This window comes from Leptospira dzoumogneensis, from assembly GCF_004770895.1.
Taxonomy (GTDB): domain Bacteria; phylum Spirochaetota; class Leptospiria; order Leptospirales; family Leptospiraceae; genus Leptospira_B; species Leptospira_B dzoumogneensis.
The window spans coordinates 459977-478675 of sequence record NZ_RQHS01000005.1 but is presented as its reverse complement, the minus strand read 5'-3'; the positions used below and the strand labels follow the sequence as shown (position 1 = coordinate 478675).

At 41.3% G+C, this 18699-nt stretch carries 23 protein-coding genes and 2 tRNA genes; 7 read left to right on the top strand and 18 right to left on the bottom strand.

All coding sequences use genetic code 11. The features are described from left to right. Positions 1-2: 2 nt before the first annotated feature. Both EHR06_RS03640 and EHR06_RS03635 read right to left on the bottom strand, forming a co-directional pair. Positions 3-73 (bottom strand) — tRNA-Trp (locus EHR06_RS03640). A 10-nt stretch (positions 74-83) separates the two neighbouring features. After that, positions 84-155, bottom strand: a tRNA-Thr gene (locus EHR06_RS03635). A gap of 312 nt (positions 156-467) precedes the next feature. On the opposite strand from EHR06_RS03635, the gene EHR06_RS03630 reads away from it, so the two are divergent. The 4 genes from EHR06_RS03630 to EHR06_RS03615 all read left to right on the top strand — a co-directional run bounded on the left by EHR06_RS03630 (position 468) and on the right by EHR06_RS03615 (position 3093). Continuing rightward, the gene (locus tag EHR06_RS03630) at positions 468-671 is read left to right on the top strand and encodes a type II toxin-antitoxin system VapB family antitoxin (protein WP_135755761.1); all 204 of its coding nucleotides are present in this window, start codon (positions 468-470) and stop codon (positions 669-671) included. Continuing rightward, positions 668-1039: a type II toxin-antitoxin system VapC family toxin gene (locus EHR06_RS03625; protein ID WP_135755760.1), complete on the top strand. Its 372-nt coding sequence runs from the start codon at positions 668-670 to the stop codon at positions 1037-1039. The genes EHR06_RS03630 and EHR06_RS03625 overlap by 4 nt, the downstream gene beginning before the upstream one ends. Beyond that, on the top strand, positions 1036-2151 hold the full coding sequence (locus EHR06_RS03620; protein WP_135755759.1) for a helix-turn-helix domain-containing protein: 1116 nt from the start codon (positions 1036-1038) through the stop codon (positions 2149-2151). Before EHR06_RS03625 ends, EHR06_RS03620 begins: the two co-directional genes overlap by 4 nt. A gap of 102 nt (positions 2152-2253) precedes the next feature. Beyond that, entirely contained in the window at positions 2254-3093 is an 840-nt protein-coding gene (locus tag EHR06_RS03615) for a sterol desaturase family protein (RefSeq protein WP_135755758.1), read from the top strand. Between the two features lie 87 nt (positions 3094-3180). Here the strand turns inward: EHR06_RS03615 and EHR06_RS03610 are convergent, their stop codons facing one another. The 4 genes from EHR06_RS03610 to EHR06_RS03595 all read right to left on the bottom strand — a co-directional run bounded on the left by EHR06_RS03610 (position 3181) and on the right by EHR06_RS03595 (position 5535). Then, positions 3181-3516 (bottom strand): hypothetical protein, encoded by a 336-nt coding sequence (locus EHR06_RS03610; protein WP_244288479.1) that lies wholly within the window; start codon positions 3514-3516, stop codon positions 3181-3183. Continuing rightward, on the bottom strand, positions 3513-4025 hold the full coding sequence (locus EHR06_RS03605; protein WP_135755757.1) for an ankyrin repeat domain-containing protein: 513 nt from the start codon (positions 4023-4025) through the stop codon (positions 3513-3515). Before EHR06_RS03605 ends, EHR06_RS03610 begins: the two co-directional genes overlap by 4 nt. A 96-nt stretch (positions 4026-4121) precedes the next feature. Next, positions 4122-5126: a hypothetical protein gene (locus EHR06_RS03600; protein ID WP_135755756.1), complete on the bottom strand. Its 1005-nt coding sequence runs from the start codon at positions 5124-5126 to the stop codon at positions 4122-4124. 112 nt (positions 5127-5238) lie between these two features. Next, entirely contained in the window at positions 5239-5535 is a 297-nt protein-coding gene (locus EHR06_RS03595; protein ID WP_135755755.1) for a helix-turn-helix domain-containing protein, read from the bottom strand. 219 nt (positions 5536-5754) lie between these two features. Between EHR06_RS03595 and EHR06_RS03590 the strand changes: the two genes are divergently transcribed. After that, positions 5755-6450 carry a DJ-1/PfpI family protein gene (locus tag EHR06_RS03590; protein ID WP_135755754.1) on the top strand — a complete coding sequence of 232 codons (696 nt, stop codon included), beginning with the start codon at positions 5755-5757 and terminating at the stop codon, positions 6448-6450. 15 nt (positions 6451-6465) lie between these two features. Here EHR06_RS03590 and EHR06_RS03585 read toward each other — a convergent pair whose 3' ends face one another. The 6 genes from EHR06_RS03585 to EHR06_RS03560 all read right to left on the bottom strand — a co-directional run bounded on the left by EHR06_RS03585 (position 6466) and on the right by EHR06_RS03560 (position 11207). Then, a complete protein-coding gene (locus EHR06_RS03585; protein WP_425269476.1) occupies positions 6466-6762 on the bottom strand; it encodes an LA_3696 family protein in 297 nt (98 codons plus the stop codon). A 209-nt stretch (positions 6763-6971) separates the two neighbouring features. After that, positions 6972-7607, bottom strand: coding sequence for a peroxiredoxin (locus tag EHR06_RS03580; RefSeq protein WP_135755752.1), 636 nt, complete (start codon positions 7605-7607; stop codon positions 6972-6974). Between the two features lie 198 nt (positions 7608-7805). After that, complete coding sequence (locus tag EHR06_RS03575) at positions 7806-8351, bottom strand: NADPH-dependent FMN reductase (protein WP_135755751.1); 546 nt, start codon at positions 8349-8351, stop codon at positions 7806-7808. Between the two features lie 76 nt (positions 8352-8427). Next, a complete protein-coding gene (locus tag EHR06_RS03570) occupies positions 8428-9129 on the bottom strand; it encodes an HAD-IA family hydrolase (RefSeq protein ID WP_135755750.1) in 702 nt (233 codons plus the stop codon). A gap of 71 nt (positions 9130-9200) precedes the next feature. After that, a complete protein-coding gene (locus EHR06_RS03565; RefSeq protein WP_135755749.1) occupies positions 9201-9950 on the bottom strand; it encodes a type 1 glutamine amidotransferase domain-containing protein in 750 nt (249 codons plus the stop codon). Then, a complete protein-coding gene (locus tag EHR06_RS03560) occupies positions 9951-11207 on the bottom strand; it encodes a serine hydrolase domain-containing protein (RefSeq protein WP_135755748.1) in 1257 nt (418 codons plus the stop codon). A 216-nt stretch (positions 11208-11423) separates the two neighbouring features. On the opposite strand from EHR06_RS03560, the gene EHR06_RS03555 reads away from it, so the two are divergent. Both EHR06_RS03555 and cutA read left to right on the top strand, forming a co-directional pair. After that, positions 11424-11900, top strand: a complete 477-nt coding sequence (locus EHR06_RS03555; protein WP_135755747.1) for an LIC_10730 family protein — start codon at positions 11424-11426, stop codon at positions 11898-11900. Positions 11901-11969: 69 nt separating this feature from the next. Next, entirely contained in the window at positions 11970-12302 is a 333-nt protein-coding gene (gene cutA, locus EHR06_RS03550; protein ID WP_008593982.1) for a divalent-cation tolerance protein CutA, read from the top strand. 23 nt (positions 12303-12325) lie between these two features. Here cutA and EHR06_RS03545 read toward each other — a convergent pair whose 3' ends face one another. The 6 genes from EHR06_RS03545 to EHR06_RS03520 form a co-directional block, all read right to left on the bottom strand. Further along, a complete protein-coding gene (locus tag EHR06_RS03545; protein WP_135755746.1) occupies positions 12326-12934 on the bottom strand; it encodes a rhomboid family intramembrane serine protease in 609 nt (202 codons plus the stop codon). Then, positions 12931-14928, bottom strand: coding sequence for an excinuclease ABC subunit UvrB (gene uvrB, locus EHR06_RS03540; protein WP_135755745.1), 1998 nt, complete (start codon positions 14926-14928; stop codon positions 12931-12933). The genes EHR06_RS03545 and uvrB overlap by 4 nt, the downstream gene beginning before the upstream one ends. 59 nt (positions 14929-14987) lie before the next feature. Next, positions 14988-15653 carry an ATP-binding protein gene (locus EHR06_RS03535; RefSeq protein ID WP_135755744.1) on the bottom strand — a complete coding sequence of 222 codons (666 nt, stop codon included), beginning with the start codon at positions 15651-15653 and terminating at the stop codon, positions 14988-14990. A gap of 73 nt (positions 15654-15726) precedes the next feature. Then, positions 15727-16188, bottom strand: coding sequence for a tRNA (cytidine(34)-2'-O)-methyltransferase (locus EHR06_RS03530; protein ID WP_135755743.1), 462 nt, complete (start codon positions 16186-16188; stop codon positions 15727-15729). Further along, the gene (locus EHR06_RS03525) at positions 16189-17340 is read right to left on the bottom strand and encodes a S1 RNA-binding domain-containing protein (RefSeq protein WP_135755742.1); all 1152 of its coding nucleotides are present in this window, start codon (positions 17338-17340) and stop codon (positions 16189-16191) included. It lies immediately after the preceding gene. Next, positions 17337-18692 carry an amidohydrolase family protein gene (locus EHR06_RS03520; RefSeq protein WP_135755741.1) on the bottom strand — a complete coding sequence of 452 codons (1356 nt, stop codon included), beginning with the start codon at positions 18690-18692 and terminating at the stop codon, positions 17337-17339. Before EHR06_RS03520 ends, EHR06_RS03525 begins: the two co-directional genes overlap by 4 nt. Between the last annotated feature and the right edge of the window lie 7 nt (positions 18693-18699).

Here is an 18699-nt window from a genome sequence, read left to right as displayed (position 1 = left end):
TCCAGGTCTGGAGAGAATCGAACTCCCACCAAGGACTTTGGAGATCCTTGTTCTACCATTAAACTACAGACCTATTCGAACTTAGCCCTCTACCAGGCTTGAACTGGTGACCCCTTCCTTACCATGGAAGTGCTCTACCGCTGAGCTAAGAGGGCATGTCTCTTTACCCGCTCCCGGAAGAGGAGCTAGAAATACACAGTATTTTTACCCAGGGTCCCTGGTCAAGGTTTTAGCCAAGATTCCCAGCCAGATGGCATTATTTATGCAAGGAAGGAGGATTTTTGCTCCCCGCTGTTAGCGAAGACTCACGATATGCGACATAAGTATACGATTCATTTAGGGAGAAGGTAACGTACTTTCTAAATTTTCCCTGCCAGTCTCAATGCGGAACAACATTTCCTCCCAATAATCAATTTTCCGCCCCCATCCTCTTGACATATGGCCTCTTTCGCCATATATTACCATATATGTTAGCTGTCAAAACCACCCTATACATTCCAGACGAGCTGATCTCCACCGCCCAAGACTATACCGGGATCCTTGAAAAGACACGTCTCGTTCAAGAAGGATTGCGTGCATTGATTCGAGAAAAATCCGCAGAAAGAATGGCTCTCTTAGGCGGAACCGATCCAAAAGCAGAAGGCCCTACCCGCAAAAAATCTCCTAAATGACGGCGGTGCTCGTAGACACTTCCGTTTGGATCAATCATATACGTAAGTCGGATCCCAAACTGGTAGAACTTCTGCGCCTGGGCTTAGTCAGACGTCATCCCATGGTAGAGGGAGAACTCAGTTTGGGAAATTTTAAGAATAAGAATTCTTTCCTAACTGAATATGCTCAATTGAAAGAAGTTCCGATCGCAAACCATAAAGAGGCCATGATATTTTCGGAAAGAAATTCATTGGCGGGACTCGGAATCGGCTGGATAGACGCACATTTGCTTGCAAGTTGCGTATTAGGAAGTGCAAAATTATATTCTGCGGACCTATCTTTAGTAAAGGTCGCGGAGAAGGTTGGCATCTCGGAAATTACGGTATGAATGAGTTCGGAATCCAATCTTATACTTCCTTATTCTTAGTCTTTTCGATCGGACTCGCATTTCTATTTTCTTTGGGAGAAGTTTTTTCTTCTCCCAGAGGAGAAAAACAAAACTTACTCGCCATTATTTTTTTCTTAGTTGGTATCTTTCTATCTCACGCATTCTTACTCACTTGCAAGATGATCGTCTACTTTCCGGGTCTGTATCTAACACATCTTCCTGTTTCGGGACTCATGGGGCCTTTTATAGAACGTTATCTTCTCCTTGCCATGGGAAATACTCCTGAATCCAAAAAAATATTTTATCTGAAGATGATCCCTGCTATTGTGATATTTTTATGGATGTCTCCTTTTTATTTTTCAGGAGGTCCTGAAAAGATCGAATTACTCAAAAGCCTACAAGAAACAGGCCTTCCATTATTTTTAAAAATCCCAGTCTTAAGTACAATGGGAGTCATGTTCGCATTTTTACTTTCCACATTCTTTCGTTTGTTTTGGGGTTTCAGACTTTCAGTAATATACAAGGACGCAAGAATGCTTACTATCTTAGGAGTAAGCGTCTGTATTTTGATCATTTTATTATACGGATCCATTTCCGTAATTTTAGGATCTATCAGAGGTTTAGAAGGAGTCGGTTCTTTAGTTGGGATATTTTTATGTTCTTTGTACATTCTACGCCAAGGATTCCCTGAATTTTTTTTAGAAGTACAAAGAGTGGTAGAGGAAGAGAAAAAATACAGAGCCTCCCAACTCGGCGGCCTCGACCTAGAAGGTATCAAACAAAACTTAGAGGACCTATTTCAAAAGGAGAAGGTATTCTTAAAGGAAGATCTGACCCTTGGATTTTTGGCGGGCAAATTAGAGATCAGTACGCACCAACTTTCTGAATATCTGAACAATGAAATTGGAAAAAATTTCTTTCAATTACTGAACGAATACAGGGTAAAAGAAGCCAAAAAGAAAATAGAATCAGATCCTGCCGAAGTTTTATTGTCCATAGCCTACTCCTCAGGATTTGGCTCCAAATCCGCTTTTAACGAGGTTTTCCGAAAGGAGACCGGATTTACACCCTCCGAATACAGAAACAAGATCCGCAAAAATAAGTCCAAATAGTCCGTTTCGATCGGTCTGGACGTATATTTTATTCCGCTCCGATCGGGGAGGACGATTTCTTATTCATTCCGCCGTAAACTGAATACAGAAATCGGAGGAAAAATGGCAATCAACGCTTGTGATTTCGGTTGGGAATGCGTTCGGAATTTCGGACTATTCCAACTTTCTATGAACTTCATTAGATACTATCCTTTAGCAGGACTTGCATTCTTTATATTCTGGGTTTGGAAAAAGGGTTACTTTGAAAAGTATAGGATCCAGAAAAATTTTCCAAAATGGGAGAAGGTAGTATTCGAGATCAAACAATCCGCTGTTACGATGGTAATGTTCAGCTTGGTTGCAGTCGTTTCTTTCAGCCTTCAAAAATTAGGATACCTTCCTAGAGCGCTTTACTTCGATATCTCCGAAAGAGGCTGGGCTTACGCGATCTTAAGTTATATTTTGATCACTGTCTGGCATGAGACTTGGTTCTATTGGGCTCATAGGTTAATGCATCACAAAAAAGTTTATACATTCGTACATGCAATCCATCATAAATCCGTAAATCCTTCTCCTTTAGCTGCTTATAATTTCCATTGGGCGGAAGCATTTTTAGAAGCGATCTATATAGTTCCATTCATCAGTTTAGTCCCGATCCATTTCGGAGTGTTTATTTTCCATACATTCTATGCGATGATCATGAATATATGGTGGCATCTAGGATATGAATTTCTCCCAAAAGGCTGGGCAAGTCATCCGATCACAAAATGGATCAACACTTCCACACATCATAACCTTCATCACCAAAAGTTTCATGGAAACTATAGCCTCTATTTCAATTTCTGGGACAGGATTATGGGAACAAATTTCCCGAATTACGAAACTTATTTTGATGAGGTAGCAGGGAAGAAGGAAGATTACGAAAAAACCCCCGTTGGCTCCGAGATAGGATTTGCAAAGTAGATCTATATAAGTTTTTCATAATAGCTCATAAATTGGAAACCGAGAAAACTCGGTTTCTTTTTTTGTTTAGAATATTTTGAAAATATTTTAGAAGACTATGATCTCGCTGCCGCCGTGGCCTCCACCACCATGGCCGCCACCGCCTCCATCTCCCCCTGAGCCTCCTCCCCCACCGCCGCCTCCGGAGGAACCTCCTCTTGAAGTGCTGGTTGTCCTTCCGGAAGAAGAAGTCACAGTATGACAATTGGATTTACAAGTATCACACATCATTTGGCAGACGACCGCAATCCCCAAAGAATTTTCATTACTTGCCACTAGAAGGCACATAGAAAAATTTTTATCACAATCCCCAGTGCAGCGATCATCATTCATACAAGATTCAAGAAATAAAAGAACCAGAACGATCTGAAATGCTGATTTCATCTTTTTGGACCGATCTCATACGGAAGAAGTAGTTCCTTGATCTGAATGGATTCTTCTAAACTAGCTTCCGAAAACGCAGTGTGACCTTGTTTACTTTTGATATGAACATTCGCACCATTCTTCAGAAGAAGTTTAACTATATCCAGGTTCCGATTATAAACAGCCATCATGAGTGCAGTGTGACCGTCCCTAGTTTTGGCGTTGATATCCGCGCCGTTCCGAACTAAAAATTCTGCGATCTCTACTTCACCTTCTCTCGCCGCGATCATCAAAGGAGTAAAATTCCGAGTAAAAGGATCCCTTGTATCTACTGAATAACCTGCTCTCAAACAATTTTGTAAACCGAACAGGTCTCCTTTATAAACAAAATCGGAAGGATAAGGACTCATCCCACCGCCGCCCATTGCAAATTGAGGAGAGATACAACTCGTTAAAAAAATCCCAAAAAGAAGCAAACAACTACTAACGTAAAAAAGAACAAATCTAAGTTTGGAAGTGAAAAGATCCATAAACATCCTCTTCAACAAGAGGACCGAGTTCGGAGAAGAACGTTCCGGATTTTAGGGATTTTTGCGAAATTGGAAATATTTTATTTATAAAAAGAATTATTCAAGAGGAGGAACATCAGGCATAGAGATAAGGATACGTCCGTCTTCCTCCATTTTTACATTGGAGAGAGACAATGCTTTTTTATATTCCGAAAAGCAGAACTCGAACAGAGAGGATTCTTCCCTGTCTAGGAGTAAGACCCTGCCCTGGTGGACTTGAATCCCTCCGAAGAGTAATTTTCCACCGGTAACATAAATATAATTTTTGGAATTTGTTTTAGGAGAGGGAACCTCTTGTTCCGCGATGAACTCGATACCTAAGGCATTTTCATCCAATTTGAGATCCTTGATCTTGCCCTCCACTTCAGGGTCGGGAAAAACTGAAAAAGGTTCAAAAAACACTTTGTTTCCTGAAAAGACCAAACCTTTCCCTTTAGGAAAGCGGACCAGGTCCTCGATGGATACACCGACAGTATTTAAAAGTTCTTTTGTATAAGGATTTAACAATGCTCTAACGGATTCATTCTCCACCAAGATCCTGCCGGATTCGGGATCGATCTTGACTGTAGCAATCCCTTCAAAGGAAACCCAGACCACAAGTTTGACCTCTCCCGAAATTTTAAGTTTCCAAACACCATTATGAAAAATCGGACGAAGTTTAATTTTACGAAGAGTGGATTCCGGAAAGGAGAATAATCTTCCGTTCATCAGTTTTTCCAAACTCTCAAATGAGATCTTGATATTTCCGTTTAAGATTTTGAGCGTAAAAAGTTCAGGTCGATCGAAAGGAAGGATTTCTCCGCTTTTAGGAATTGCCTCGAGAGAAAGACGATCGGCATCTACGAATATATCCTTCTGCCAATAAAATCGAACGTTTTTAAGAATTAAACGGGGCCTTGCAAACTCATGTAAATCGGAGACATTTTCCTTTTCAGAACCAATATCCGAAAAGGGAATATCCATATTTTCTAAACCGAATCTTCCTGCCCAAAAGGAAAAAAATGCAATAAAGATCAGTACGACCCAATAGGCCCAGGGATATAAGATTCGATTCGATTTCATTTAGCTTTTTGCCTAAAAGGCAATTGGATTTTTTTACAAGAACCGCGGTTCTTGGCTATTCTTTTCTAAGAAAGATATTTGGTTGGAAGTCCAACGGATCGATTGATATAAGTTATTTGGACTTTCTTTTAGTAGAGCTTGCAGCTTTGAGAGACTTTTTCTTGGATTTAAGTTCTGATTTATCATCAAACTTGAAGAAGAAATCCACCGGCTTTTTATATAGTTTTGCCAGGTTCCAGAATTCGATAACGTCTATCCTTCTGTCTCCAGCCTCTACTTTTGAAATGAAAGATTGTGGTGTTTTGAGCGCTTCGGCAACATCCACTTGGGTCAGGCCCGCTTCTTCCCGCGCTTTCTTTAGCAACTTTTGGAAAATCTTATATTCTTCGGTGTAGATTGTTTTAGCCAAGCAAAACTAATTCTACTTCCCAATTCGGAATATACCAAATTAGGATATTGGGAAGATATTCCCCGAATATCCCAGATATTTATCAATTAGTGTAACTTCTCCCCTTCATTTGAATTTCCTAAAAAAGGTTTTCATCCACCTCTCATTAGAGTGGCAGAGGAAGAAAATTTTCCTTCGAATTCGACTTGAAGACTCTCCCGAATCATATCCCATATATCTATGCAAGAATCGTTCAATATCGGATTACTTATCTTTCCTGATTTAACTCCTCTGGATTTTGTAGGTCCTTACGAAGTATTTTCCAGAATGAAAAATTCCAAAGTTTACGTAATTGCAGAAACCAAAGAACCAATTCCTTCTGAAAGAGGACTTTTCATTCTTCCGGACAAAAGTCTGGAAGAAAACTTAAATTTGGATCTGGTTTTAGTTCCAGGCGGACTCGGTGTGAATCGACTCATGGAAAACGAAAAGATCCTAAACTGGCTGAGGGAAAAATCTAAATCCTCCAAATACATTAGTTCTGTATGCACCGGTTCTTTGGTTCTTGCCGCAGCAGGTTTATTAAATGGATACAAAGCCACCACACATTGGCTCTCCTTGGATGTGCTAAAACTTTTTCCCCAAATCGATGTGAAAGAAGATAGAGTAATCATCGATCGAGATCGAATCACTGGAGGAGGAGTCACTGCAGGGATCGATTTTGCGCTCCAGGTGGTAGCAGAGATCCAGGGCCAAAACGCCGCAGAAGAAATCCAACTTATGATCGAATACAACCCCGAACCTCCTTTTTTAAGCGGGCATCCTAAAACAGCCAACGCGGACCTAGTTTCAGAAACTAGGGCATCTAAGAAAAAGGCCCAAGATCTTAGAAAAGAGATCGCTGCAAGGTCTATCCAAAGACTTTCCAAATCTTGAAACTCTTTCGTGAAATTATAATTTAACTATGATCGAAAAAATTCCGGTCAAAGCTATGATCGCGCCTACCATCCATTTTGTCTGAGAAGCGATGAGTTTATGCATATCTATTCGAAGTTCTGCAATTTCCGCTTTATATTCGGCTCGAAATACGTTCAATTCTTCCGAGAGTCTCTTCTCAAATCTTTCGAAAACGAGTTCCATTACAATCTCCTTATTAGCCGCGAAAGAATCGTTGATAAAATCCACAAATTCATCCGCTCCTTCGTCACCTAATACTTCTTCCAATTTTCGCGGTACCCTGCGAAACATAGGCATTGCCATAATTATGCTCCTTACGGAGAAGCTTGCAATTCAAATTTCCCCGCTATGAGGCTCAGGTGCGGAATAGTGATTTCCGCGCGTACTTTTTATCGGAATATCGCTTCCGGAATTAATATTCCGGAAGTACTTTATAAAAATAGAATATAATAAAAAAGGAGTCCGAAGACTCCTTTTTGAAACAGGCATTTGTTCCTTTCTTACTTATTCGGCTGAGGAGTATATCTCAAATAAGGTTTAATTTTCTTAAAACCTTTCGGGAATTTTTTCTCAGCATCTTCGTCGGAAACAGAAGGAACTATGATTACGTCCTCTCCATGTTTCCAGTTTGCAGGTGTAGCAACACTGTAATTCGCAGTCAATTGGAGAGAATCGATCACTCTCAAAAGTTCATCGAAGTTTCTTCCAGTAGATGCAGGATACGTTAAGGTCAGTTTCACTTTTTTATCCGGACCGATCACGAATACGGAACGAACTGTAGTAGTCTCGCTTGCATTCGGGTGGATCATATCATAAAGACCGGAAACTTTTTTGTCCGCATCCGCTATGATAGGATAGTTTACAGTAGTGTTTTGGGTTTCGTTGATATCTCCGATCCAACCTTTATGTGAGTCTACTGGATCAACAGACAACGCGAGAACCTTAACATTTCTCTTTTCGAATTCCGGTTTAATCTTCGCAACGTAACCAAGTTCTGTAGTACAAACGGGAGTATAATCTTTCGGGTGAGAGAATAAGATTCCCCAACCTTCTCCCAAATATTTATGAAATTCTATCGGTCCTTCGGAAGTTTCTGCATGGAAATCCGGGGCCACATCACCTAATCTAAGTGCCATAATCGATACTCCTGATTTCAGTTATGGTTAACTTCACAGAATATTGCAAGGATTTTATTCGCTATAACGGATTATTTATTTAAAATATAGGATTTATAACAATAAAACAGAATTTTACGAACTTTTCTTCCATTTTCTAACGATTTTACATCCTTTTAGGGATATTCGCCTGGGGACATCGGGCAGGTTCTGGGAGATTCAGGAAAGTTTAGAATCTTGGACCAAACGTTCCAGGCTTTCCAAACAAATCCGAAGTTCTTTCTCCGTTTGTTCGTCCATGATATTTCCTTCCGGATCCACCTTCTTGTTCACGGAAGGAATACTTAGAACACAATCATCGTTTATCTTAACCGTAAGTACATTCAATAAATGTAAAAAAGCTTCCTGGGCTTTGGAAGCTCCTCCATAGCCGGGAGATGCATTGATCAGCCCGACAGGCTTTCCATAAAGTTCCGCACTGGATACGATCCAATCCAGTGCATTCTTCAGAACTCCCGGGATCGCAAACGCATATTCAGGGCTCGAAAAAAGAATGGCGTCCGCTTCTTTCAGTTCTTTTCTCCATTCTATAACTTCTTTAGGAGGAGAATCCGTATCTAAGTCGGGATTGAAGTGAGGGATCCGATCTATCGGATCTGCGAGTGTGATTTGCAAAGAATCATTTGCGATCCTTTTTGCTGCGAGTAATAAGGCTGTATTGGAAGATCCTTTTCTTAAACTTCCGGAGACTGCGAGCACTTTCATTTTTATTCTAACTCGATTTTTTTTTGTATTCGGTTAGACTTGTTTGGAGGTAGAAAAGAATTCGAAAGGGAATAAACTACACTTTTTTTAGTATAGAGGTCAGCTCTCCCAGATCACGGATATCTCCTTCCACATGTTTATGAAACGCAGTCCATCCCCTAGAACGTGTCGGCAGGATATCCAACTCCACCTTGTCTCCGCAGTAGACCAATTTGTCCGGAGAAAGTCCCACGATCTTCTCCGCTTCTTGGAAGATCAAGGGAGAAGGTTTTTCGTATCCGAATTCTGCGGAAACAATTACCGGATAAAAATAATCCAGAACACCTACGCTTGCTAACAATTGTTTAAGTCTATGATCCCAGTTGGAAATGATCCCAAGACCGGAACCTCTTTGTTTTGCAAATTCTACCAATTCGAAAAAGCCTGGGTCTATTTCCCAAACGGAAGGTTCATCAAAACGTTTGAATATGGACTGGAAAATAGGATCCGGTTCCAGATCGGATCCTATTTCTTTTAAGAAGAAGCCGAGTAACTCTCTCCACCAGCCTTCGCTTCCATCTGTATGAGCATGGAACTTATCTCTGAAGTCAGGAAGTGGATGACGCGTCATGTGAGCATATGCCTTACGAAACGCTCTTTCCATATAACCGTTTGGATGTTTGGAACCATCCAATCCGAATTCTTTTAGAACTTCGAAGTACACTTCTCCTGCGGGCTTTTTCATTGTAAGGAGAGTGTCTCCTACATCCAGAAAAATGTAATGTTCTTTGGAACTCATGATTATCGGCGGAGGGATCCCTCTTTAGTCAATATGCCTAAACTATATTAAAGGAAAATCAAAAACCACAATTATCCGAAGAATTCGGGAAGTTCAGAGGCAAACTTATGAGCATCTCCGGGCCATCTAGCGGAAAGATAAGACTTATCTAAAACACTGAACCCCGGTTTAATATTAGAAAAACTATCTCGTGCAATAGGCATAGGCCCTTCTTGGAAATCCACTTTGGATTCTAAAAAGGAAATTACCTCGTCCTGCAACGGCGTAGGATAAGTTCTATAATAATCCCCAAGCCAAGCTCTAGTTAAATTCCAAGCCAGAAGTTCCTGGGACTTGAGAAGTCCTGTAGTTTTGAATCCGTATAAGCTGGACTTTTTCGTTTTAGGATTTTTGGATCTTGCAGCTAGAAGCACTCCATGACAGATCGCAGCCACTGGTTTTCCTTCTGCGAATGTATTTCCCACCAATTTCTGCAAAGGTTCCGATTCCAGATAAACCCTCATTCCTTTTGCATGTCCTCCGGGAAGAAGCAGTACATCAAAGGAGTCCGATTTAACAGATTCATACTTTTTGGGATTTAAGAATTCATTCGATTTTTCTAATTCTCTATACAGAAGAACGTCATCATTTTTCGCCCTTAAAACCGGAGAAAGAATACCTAAACCTTTTCCGGTTACCATCCTAAAATCCGCCTCTCCGGAGGTTCCGCTTGGAGTTGCAAATAGGATCTTATATCCTTTTTCTTTTAGGACCTTCCAAGGTACGGATACTTCTGTGGGATCGAAATCGATTTGAGGGATCGGGATTAGAACGGTCTTCATTTAAGGATGATTTTGTTTCATCCCCGGTTCTGCTGCAATCCTTGTTTCATCCGCCCCTTCTTTAAGCTTGGGGTCTAAAGAAGTTCTGGCGGATATTTTTAACTCTCTAAGAAGCGCTTCTTCCCTGTCCGGAGAAGGGATCTTATCCGTAGATGCCAAAGATGCCTTGATCGCATCCAAAGCGGAATTTAAAACTAGATCGGGTGCCTTGTCCCAAATTGCACTGGTCATCACTAAAACAATCTTACGATGAGGGATCACATAGATGAACTGACCACCTTTTCCGTTTGCCATGAAGCTAGGCTTTCCTTCGAATTCATGCAGCCAGAATTGAAGTCCGTATCTTTTTTCTACTCCAGGCTCTAAGGTCATGGCGATCCATTCAGGTTTTAATACCTGACGTCCATACCATTTTCCTCCATCCAGATAAAGTTGTCCTAACTTAGCCATATCGATAGGTCTCAGTCGAAGTCCGAAACCTGCGGTCTGTCTGCCCGATTTGGATGTATTCCATTCTTCTCCTTTAAAACCTAACCAGGAGAATGCAGTGCTCTTAGAGTATTCGTATAATGTTTTGCCTGTTTTGGCTTCCAGATAACCAGCAACTAATTGGGTATCTCCATTAGAATATTCGAATTTAGTTCCGGGTGCGGAAGATACCACTGGGGTCCAAGCGATCGCAAGCGGGTCTGCGTCGGTTCTGATATCTTCTTTTTTAGGAAAGGAATCCCAGCCCATTCCGGAACTCATACGTAATGCATCTTTAAGTCGGATGGATTCTTTTCCTTTCAATTCGGAGGGAAGAAGGCCAGGTAAACCGGACTCTGCCGAAGAAAGGCTATCTTCCAAGTCCACTCCACAATCATTCGTATAACAGATCCCTAATAATAGGGAGACCACTGATTTGGTCACGGAGTACATATTATGATTATGATTTCTTGAGATCCCACCTGCATATCTTTCGAATACCAGGTTCCCTTCCTTCAAAATGAGAAGAGAACGGACCTCCGTTTTTTCTTTCCTGAGTTTTTTGGAAAATTCCACTAAGGGTCTGGAATCCAGTCCCAATTCTTCCGGAAATTCCACTCGAAAGCCTTCTACAGGATTTCTATCTAAGGTTTCGTTTTGGTCCCAGGCAAGCCCGGAAGGGAGTCTTACCCAACCCCAGTCCAGGGCGCTACAATTTGAAATAAAAAGAATAAGTAAGGAGAGAAGAAAGAAACGTTTTACTGATGTACTTGTAAAAAAACTACTCACTAAAAAGACCCTCCAATCGATTTCTTAGGTCTTAAGTACTACTTAGACAGACTCTATTGTAGGTTATCCTACATTCAATACTATTGAGACCTGGTTTGGAAATTTTTTTCCAGCCGATTTCAATGTAAAAGAGTGCAAAAATGATGTATTTATTTGTTAAACGACGAAAATATTTGGTAAATCCTAATCCCAAAGGTTTAGTTTTTTAAAGATCTGATGAAAATTAAATTCGGAATATTACTATTCTTCTTTATTCTAAACTGCTTTTTCACAGTGGATTGGAGCTCCGACGAATCCGGCAAAATTAAAGGAAAAGCTTCAGCGGAGGATTTTCCGGAAGCGGGAGATGCTAACTTAAGCAAACAAGAATTGTCCAAAAGAGGCAAAAAGGGAGAATTCAAGACCAGAGAAGAGCAGGAACTTTTCGATATGATGATCTCCGCAGGTTCCGATCAGAATACCGCTCGGAATTGTGCCGCCAAGTATGGGAACTGCAAGAGCCAATGTTGGATCCAATATCCTATTCCTAAAGTAGAGACTGTTTTTACCGCAATTACTGTGGATCGAAAGAGAGAAGATTGTATCGGAAAATGCAGTAATCTTTGCGATGATTATACTCCTTCTAGCTCCAGAGGTTCTATGCCTAATTCGGGCAAAGGAAATTATTCGGATCCGAACGCTCCTAGATACTGATACGATCTTCCCAAAGAAAGACTGGACAAAGAATGAATACTTCTTATTCTCCTTTTTCTCGGAGGAACCATGTCTTCATCTCAAGAAATTTTAGTCTTCACTACTCTGGCGGATCGTGACTTAGCGGAAGAGTATATCGCGGAAATGCTCCAACTTGGCATCATAGTAAGCGGCACCATTTTTCCGGAAGTGGCTCTTTTGTACCAATGGGAAGGTAAACTCACGATCGATTCCGAGAACAAAATCCTTCTAAAAGCGAAAGCGGATAAGTATGCCGCAATCGAAGAATATATTATGAAAAAACATCCGTATCTCGCTCCTGAGATCATCAAAATGGATGTTAGTTTCGGCTCGGATAAGTTTAAGGCTTTTATAAAGGACAAAATCGCGAAAGGTGGCTGATCCTTTCGCATTTTAAAAAATTATTATATAAATGCACTCAGCACGTATTGGACGAACGCAATCAATGAAAGCGGTTGTACTAAGATCGCAACCGCAAGTCCAGTCAGCGCCCCGTAAAAATGTGCATCGTGATTGATCCCATCCTGCCTGTTCTTAGAAGCATAATAAGAATATGCCAAATACAAGATCGCATATAAAGGTCCAGGTATAGGGATCGGTATAAAGAAAAAGAAAATTTTAGAATAAGGATAGAATAAGATAGAAGCAAATACGATCCCGGAAGTCCCACCGGAAGCTCCTAAACTCGCATAATTCGCGTCCGCTTTATTTTTCTGGAAAGAAACCAAATTTGCAATTAAGATACTAGCTAAATACAGCCCCATAAATCCTAAAGGACCGAGCACCATATCCACATGCCTTCCGAAAAAATAAAGGGTCAACATATTGAATAATAGATGAGTAAAATCAGCGTGAACGAATCCGCTGGTGGCTAATGTATAATAATTCCCTTCTTTAGAATCTCGGAAAGGTCTTAGGATCAGTTTGTCTAAAAGGTTCTGATCCACATATAATGTATAAAGGCTTATGGCTCCTGTGACTATTATAGTGATAAGTGTAATGTCTAATCTCATTTTTCCTCTGTAGGAGTCGATTTGATGGAAAGCATTTTGTCTCTGAGAAGTGCTGCTCTTTCGAAATCCAATTCCTTGGCTGCTTTTAACATTTCTTCTCTGATCTTCTCTTTCATTTCCTCTTTAGAAGAGAAGTTTTTCTCTCTGAACTTTTTGTTGATCTCTTCCGCAGCGTATTCCTCGGGAGCCAGTTCTTTTTCCGTCCTTTCGATCATATCTGCGATTTCTTTTTTGATCGTTTGAGGAGAGATCCTGTATTTCTGGTTATGTTCTTCCTGGATGGTCCTTCTTCTTTTGGTCTCTTCTATGGCTCTGGTCATAGAATCTGTCATCTTATCCGCGTACAACACTGCAGTTCCGTTGATATTTCTCGCAGCCCGACCTATCGTCTGTATTAAGGATTTATAATTTCTTAAAAAACCTTCTTTGTCCGCGTCCAAAATAGCAACCAGAGAGACCTCGGGAATATCCAATCCTTCTCGTAAAAGATTGATCCCGATTAGAACGTCATATATTCCCTTCCTAAGATCTCGGATGATCTCCACCCTCTCTAATGTATCCACTTCGGAGTGTAGATAAGAGACTTTGAGTCCTAATTCTTTATAATAATCGGAAAGATCCTCAGACATCTTCTTAGTCAATGTGGTGACGAGTACTCTTTCTCCCAGATCGATTCTTTTACGGATCTCTATAAGAAGATCTTCTACCTGATTTTTGGTAGGCCGAACTTCTACATTCGGATCCAAAAGCCCCGTAGGACGAATGATCTGTTCAACTCTTGATTTACTCTTTTCTAATTCGTAATCCGCAGGTGTTGCGGATACATAAAGAGTTTTAGGAGTTAAGGATTCAAATTCCGCAAAGTTTAAAGGTCTATTGTCCAGGGCAGAAGGTAATCTGAATCCGAAATCCACCAGAGTTTGTTTACGGGCTCTATCTCCTGCATACATTCCCCCCACCTGAGGAATTGTAACGTGAGACTCATCCACTATGAGTAAAAAATCTCCGCGGAAATAATCGATAAGACAGGCAGGTCTTTCTCCTTCTTTCCTTCCCGTAAGATGACGTGAATAATTTTCGATCCCGTTACAATATCCCATCTCTTGCAGCATTTCCATATCGTAATTCGTTCTGGATACGATACGTTGTGCTTCTAAAAATTTATTCTCTTTGGTGAACTTGATCTCCTGTTCCGCCATCTCATCTTTGATTCTTTTGACAGCGTCCTTTATCAATGGAGGAGACATGATGAAGTGTTTTGCAGGATAGATAAAACATTTTTCCTGTTTTGCGATCACTTGAGCGGTAACCGGATGGATCCTGGAAATCGAATCCACCTCGTCTCCGAAAAATTCGATCCGGAATGCGTCCGTATGATACGCAGGATAAACTTCGATAGAGTCCCCTCTTACTCTGAAATTCCCGCGGGAGAAATCAGTATCATTACGATTGTATTGTATATGAAGAAGTTTGCGAATGACCTGATCCCTATCTATAATATCTCCTTTTTTCAATGCGACAACGGAGTTCACATATTCTTCCGGAGATCCCAAACCGTAAATACAAGAGACTGAACTTACGATCACTACATCGTCTCTTTCCAATAAAGAAGAAGTAGCACGAAGTCTGAGCTTGTCTATCTCCTCGTTCATGGACATATCTTTTTCTATAAACGTATCGGAAGAAGGTACGTAAGCCTCAGGTTGGTAGTAATCATAATAGGAAACGAAGTATTCCACAGCATTCTCCGGGAAAAACTCCTTAAATTCCCTGAAAAGCTGTGCCGCCAAAGTTTTGTTATGCGACAAAACCAAGGTAGGAAGTCCCATATTTGCGATCACCTGGGCCATAGTGAATGTTTTTCCGGAGCCTGTCACACCCACTAGGGTGACCTTATCTTCTCCCTTATTGAATGCCTGGCCTATTTTTTCTATGGCTTGGACCTGGTCCCCGGCCGCTTTATAGTTGGAATGTATTTTAAAAATCGAAGACATACTCTTAGAAAGAAAGACCCGAAAATAGAAGAAGTGTAAAACTTAAAAAGCCGCGGAATTTACTTCGGAAGGACTTTTTCGGCCATAAATAATGCCTGTCTTTTATCCTCTAAGATTTCCAGATCCATTTTATCGAATAATTTTTGCATTACCATCATCCCTCTCATTAGAGTGGCGGTGGAAGAAAATTTTCCTCTTTCTATATCTTCTTCGATATTCAATTCTCTTAGGTTGTTCACCAGTCGGATCTTAAAAATTCCACTTTTTTCGATTGTATAGGCGACTTCTACATTTCCGCCGTCACCATATTTGACAGCATTCTCCACTGCTTCGATGGAGCCGATTGTCAGGTCCACGATCAGGTCCTCGTCAATTCCGTTGGCTCTCAGGAAAGATTCCATTCTGCTTCTTACATATTGCATCGGTTGGAATTCGGTGCGGCCGAGTAGAAGGTATTCTTCGTTTTTGGAAGGTTTTTTGCGGAGAGAGGATTCTGCAGAGAGAGTATATTCTCTAGGATCTAATTTACTTTTTGCTGCTTCTCCTGATGTAACAAGCGCATCTAGAGTAGTGGGAACCCAGTCAGGTGAGAAAGAAGGCTCTTCTCTGAATTTTCGAAGAGTGTCCATACGGATCCACGCATGGAAATCCTGGGAATTACCTGTTAAACCGTTTGCTAGGAGTTCCCGAATGCGGGCTTCTATCTCTCCTAGGGAAAAGGACATTCCCATATTTTTCCATAGGACTGTTTTTTTCGAGGGGTGTAAATCCGATTTTTTTCGGAAGACAGTTTCCGAGTCACCAACGACGAATTTGGCGCAATGCCTCGTATGCGATTACCGCGACTGCGTTACTCAAATTTAAACATCTGCAATCTTCTTCCATCGGGATCCTAAGGATCCCATTAGGGATCTCTGATCCAAAAATTTCCTGAGGGAGTCCGGATGTTTCATTTCCGAATAAAAATACGTCATTCTCCCCGTACTCCGGAGTTGTATAAGAAATTTTACCTTTAGTAGATATTAAATATAATTTGGAATCAGTGTCTAAGGTCTTTGAGAAAGCTTCCCAACCGGAATGAAGAGTGAGTTTTAGTTTATCCCAATAATCCAGCCCTGCTCTTCTTGCCGCTTTTTCAGACAACTCGAAGGCAGGTTCTCCTACGATATGCAGCTCCGCTCCTAAAGCGACGCATAGTCGGGCGATATTTCCCGTATTGGGAGGTATCTCCGGTCGATACAATGCGATCCGGAGAGCCATTTATCCTTTTTTCTGTCCCTTGTTTAAGGATTTTGCAAGAATAGCGCCGAAAGATCCGGTGGAAGAAGTTTCCTCGGAAAGATATCCGCTATAATCCAATCTTTCCTGAACTTCTTTCGCTTTCACAAGAGAAAGTGAGATCTGTCTTTTGCCTATATTCACTTCCGTTACAAATGCGGAAACAGAATCTCCCATCTTGAAATGTTGTGCGGCAGGTGTACGATTTTGTAATCCGGTTTCTCTGTTAGGGACCAGTCCGGAAAATTGTTCATTCAATTTTACGAATACTCCGAAAGGTTTTACACTTTCTACGGTTCCTGTGACTAGATCACCTTCTTTGAAAGGAACATTTTGGGCCCAAGGATCTTTTAGGAAATCTTTAACGGTAAAGCTGTGTTTTCCTTCTTCCCAATCTAATTTTAAAACTTTTGCTCTCAGTACTTGTCCAGGATGGAAATCTTTAGTAAGATCCGCTCCCTTTTTGAAAGTCGCCTCGGAAGCGGGAACAAGTGCGGTAAGTCCGTCAGCTTCGACGATCAATCCGAAAGTATGGACCGATTTGACCTTGCAGGTAACGAACATACCGGGTTTCAATTCTCCTTTTAGAACTGAAATTTTGGCCTCTCTTTCCTTATCCGCGATTTTCTTTTGGGAAACGATGATCTTTCCCTTATTCCCCACTTCTGAAATGAGGAAACGGACCCTTTTGCCGACTCCGTTATTCTGTTTTTTAAGCTCAGGATCTAATTGGGAGAATGGGCAGAAACCTGTTTGTTCGCCTAACTTGACTTCTACGCCTGCATCATTCTCCCCGACGATATGACCCAAAACCGGGATCTCAGCAGTATGGGCTACTGATACCATATCCTTAGAGATTGTGTCCCCGTTCAAACAAGTGGTGAAGTATTGGTCTCCGGAAGATTCCTGTAAAAAATATGCCTCGATCGTTTCTCCCTGCTTAGGGGGAGCTTCCGTAAATTCATCCGCGGCGATGATCCCGGAGAGACCTGCTCCTTGGATCTTTATAAAAACGTAATCCGATTTAGAACTAGTGACTAACGCAGAAACTTTTGCTCCAGGCTCTAAGGCCGCTTTTTTTCTGAAACTTTCGTCCAGTAATTTTTGAAACAGTTCTTTTTGATCTTCTTTCATCGTCTCCGCCTTTCGGTTTTCTTTTTTTCAGGAGAAGAGATCTCGGTTTTCACTCTCTCCGTCACGACCGTTCTTAATGTTTTTAGTTTATCCCAATTTTGGAGAGGGTCTTCTCTAAAAATCAAAAGATGAGCCGGTTTTCCTACTCGGATCTTCCCCTCATGAGCCGCCCCCAAATATTGGCAGGTGGTTTCGGTTGCCGCTCTCAATGCTTCTTTGGGTCCCAGAAGTTCGGATAAAATTCTAAGTTCCTTCCAGCCGGAAATTCCAGGGAACTGTAGTTGGTGACCCGCGCCCGAACCGAGTAAGATCCTTAGGGTCAGATTCTTGCGGGCCCTCAAGAAAGCAAGATAGGATTCGTATTCTTTCTCCGCTTCTTCTCTTTCCGATCCGGAAAGTGCAGTCATAGTCGAGAGTACTTCTTTAGACAGTGCTCTTTCTTTAAAAGTCGGACTCCATTGGGTCCATTTTTCCCATTCTTCCGCAAAAGAAGAAGTACCTATCCCCTTTCTTGTAAAATAGATCCCGAAAAGTGGAGCCCAGATCTGTTTTACCAAATTATGAGCAACTGGACGAATGGAAGAAGTTTCCGGAATAGGATGATAGAGCACCTTCGTTTCGGAAGACAATGCTTCCCAATTTGCGAATTCTTCCCCGAAGGTAGAAACGGATAATTCTAATCCATTCTTCTCCGCTTCAGTTCTCATTCGATAGAGAAGTTTTCCATCCACTTCGAAAGTTTCTCCTTCATTATGCCTTAAGAATAAATGGATCTTTCCTTTTTTACCGGAAACGGAAGACATCGCTTCTTCAGGTGATTTTAGGATCTTGTAACCTGAAACTTTGGATGCGGAAATTTCTTTGGACTCTGCGAGCAAAACAGGTGGAAGAACGGAAATGCGAGGATACTGAGAATTCTTTTTTCTGATCTCGGAAAGTTCGGAAGCCCAAGGAGGATCTGCGATACTCTGGATATGAGTGAACCCATGTAGCAGAAATTGTTTCAGATCGGATTCTAATTCTGAACGATCCTTCCAACCTCCTAGAGAATTTGCCCCCAAGGTTACATGAGAATCACAGAATCCAGGTAAAATGAACAGAGGTTCCTTAGATGCCGGGGAAGAAGATATTTTCTCCACCAAACCGTCTTTCACTTGGATCTGGACCGGCCCGGAATACTCCAAAGTTTCCGGTTGGATGAGATAAGCCCCGCTCCAAGACCAGGAATCGGCATAAATGTTCCAAGAAAATAGAAGGCTCCCTAAAACATAAGGGAAGAATTTCGGCAAAATTCGGGCCGGATTAGAACGGACCTTTTTTAAAGCTATTAGAATGAGTCTCTTGACAAACAAATCGAGT

What these genes read in the sequence shown, in the direction of transcription:
- EHR06_RS03630 (WP_135755761.1), top strand. Translation starts at nt 468, where the DNA reads ATGTTAGCTGTCAAAACCACCCTATACATTCCAGACGAGCTGATCTCC.
- EHR06_RS03625 (WP_135755760.1), top strand. Translation starts at nt 668, where the DNA reads ATGACGGCGGTGCTCGTAGACACTTCCGTTTGGATCAATCATATACGT.
- EHR06_RS03620 (WP_135755759.1), top strand. Translation starts at nt 1,036, where the DNA reads ATGAATGAGTTCGGAATCCAATCTTATACTTCCTTATTCTTAGTCTTT.
- EHR06_RS03615 (WP_135755758.1), top strand. Translation starts at nt 2,254, where the DNA reads ATGGCAATCAACGCTTGTGATTTCGGTTGGGAATGCGTTCGGAATTTC.
- EHR06_RS03610 (WP_244288479.1), bottom strand. Translation starts at nt 3,516, where the DNA reads ATGAAATCAGCATTTCAGATCGTTCTGGTTCTTTTATTTCTTGAATCT.
- EHR06_RS03605 (WP_135755757.1), bottom strand. Translation starts at nt 4,025, where the DNA reads ATGGATCTTTTCACTTCCAAACTTAGATTTGTTCTTTTTTACGTTAGT.
- EHR06_RS03600 (WP_135755756.1), bottom strand. Translation starts at nt 5,126, where the DNA reads ATGAAATCGAATCGAATCTTATATCCCTGGGCCTATTGGGTCGTACTG.
- EHR06_RS03590 (WP_135755754.1), top strand. Translation starts at nt 5,755, where the DNA reads ATGCAAGAATCGTTCAATATCGGATTACTTATCTTTCCTGATTTAACT.
- EHR06_RS03585 (WP_425269476.1), bottom strand. Translation starts at nt 6,762, where the DNA reads ATGTTTCGCAGGGTACCGCGAAAATTGGAAGAAGTATTAGGTGACGAA.
- EHR06_RS03580 (WP_135755752.1), bottom strand. Translation starts at nt 7,607, where the DNA reads ATGGCACTTAGATTAGGTGATGTGGCCCCGGATTTCCATGCAGAAACT.
- EHR06_RS03575 (WP_135755751.1), bottom strand. Translation starts at nt 8,351, where the DNA reads ATGAAAGTGCTCGCAGTCTCCGGAAGTTTAAGAAAAGGATCTTCCAAT.
- EHR06_RS03570 (WP_135755750.1), bottom strand. Translation starts at nt 9,129, where the DNA reads ATGAGTTCCAAAGAACATTACATTTTTCTGGATGTAGGAGACACTCTC.
- EHR06_RS03565 (WP_135755749.1), bottom strand. Translation starts at nt 9,950, where the DNA reads ATGAAGACCGTTCTAATCCCGATCCCTCAAATCGATTTCGATCCCACA.
- EHR06_RS03555 (WP_135755747.1), top strand. Translation starts at nt 11,424, where the DNA reads ATGAAAATTAAATTCGGAATATTACTATTCTTCTTTATTCTAAACTGC.
- cutA (WP_008593982.1), top strand. Translation starts at nt 11,970, where the DNA reads ATGTCTTCATCTCAAGAAATTTTAGTCTTCACTACTCTGGCGGATCGT.
- EHR06_RS03545 (WP_135755746.1), bottom strand. Translation starts at nt 12,934, where the DNA reads ATGAGATTAGACATTACACTTATCACTATAATAGTCACAGGAGCCATA.
- uvrB (WP_135755745.1), bottom strand. Translation starts at nt 14,928, where the DNA reads ATGTCTTCGATTTTTAAAATACATTCCAACTATAAAGCGGCCGGGGAC.
- EHR06_RS03535 (WP_135755744.1), bottom strand. Translation starts at nt 15,653, where the DNA reads ATGTCCTTTTCCCTAGGAGAGATAGAAGCCCGCATTCGGGAACTCCTA.
- EHR06_RS03530 (WP_135755743.1), bottom strand. Translation starts at nt 16,188, where the DNA reads ATGGCTCTCCGGATCGCATTGTATCGACCGGAGATACCTCCCAATACG.
- EHR06_RS03525 (WP_135755742.1), bottom strand. Translation starts at nt 17,340, where the DNA reads ATGAAAGAAGATCAAAAAGAACTGTTTCAAAAATTACTGGACGAAAGT.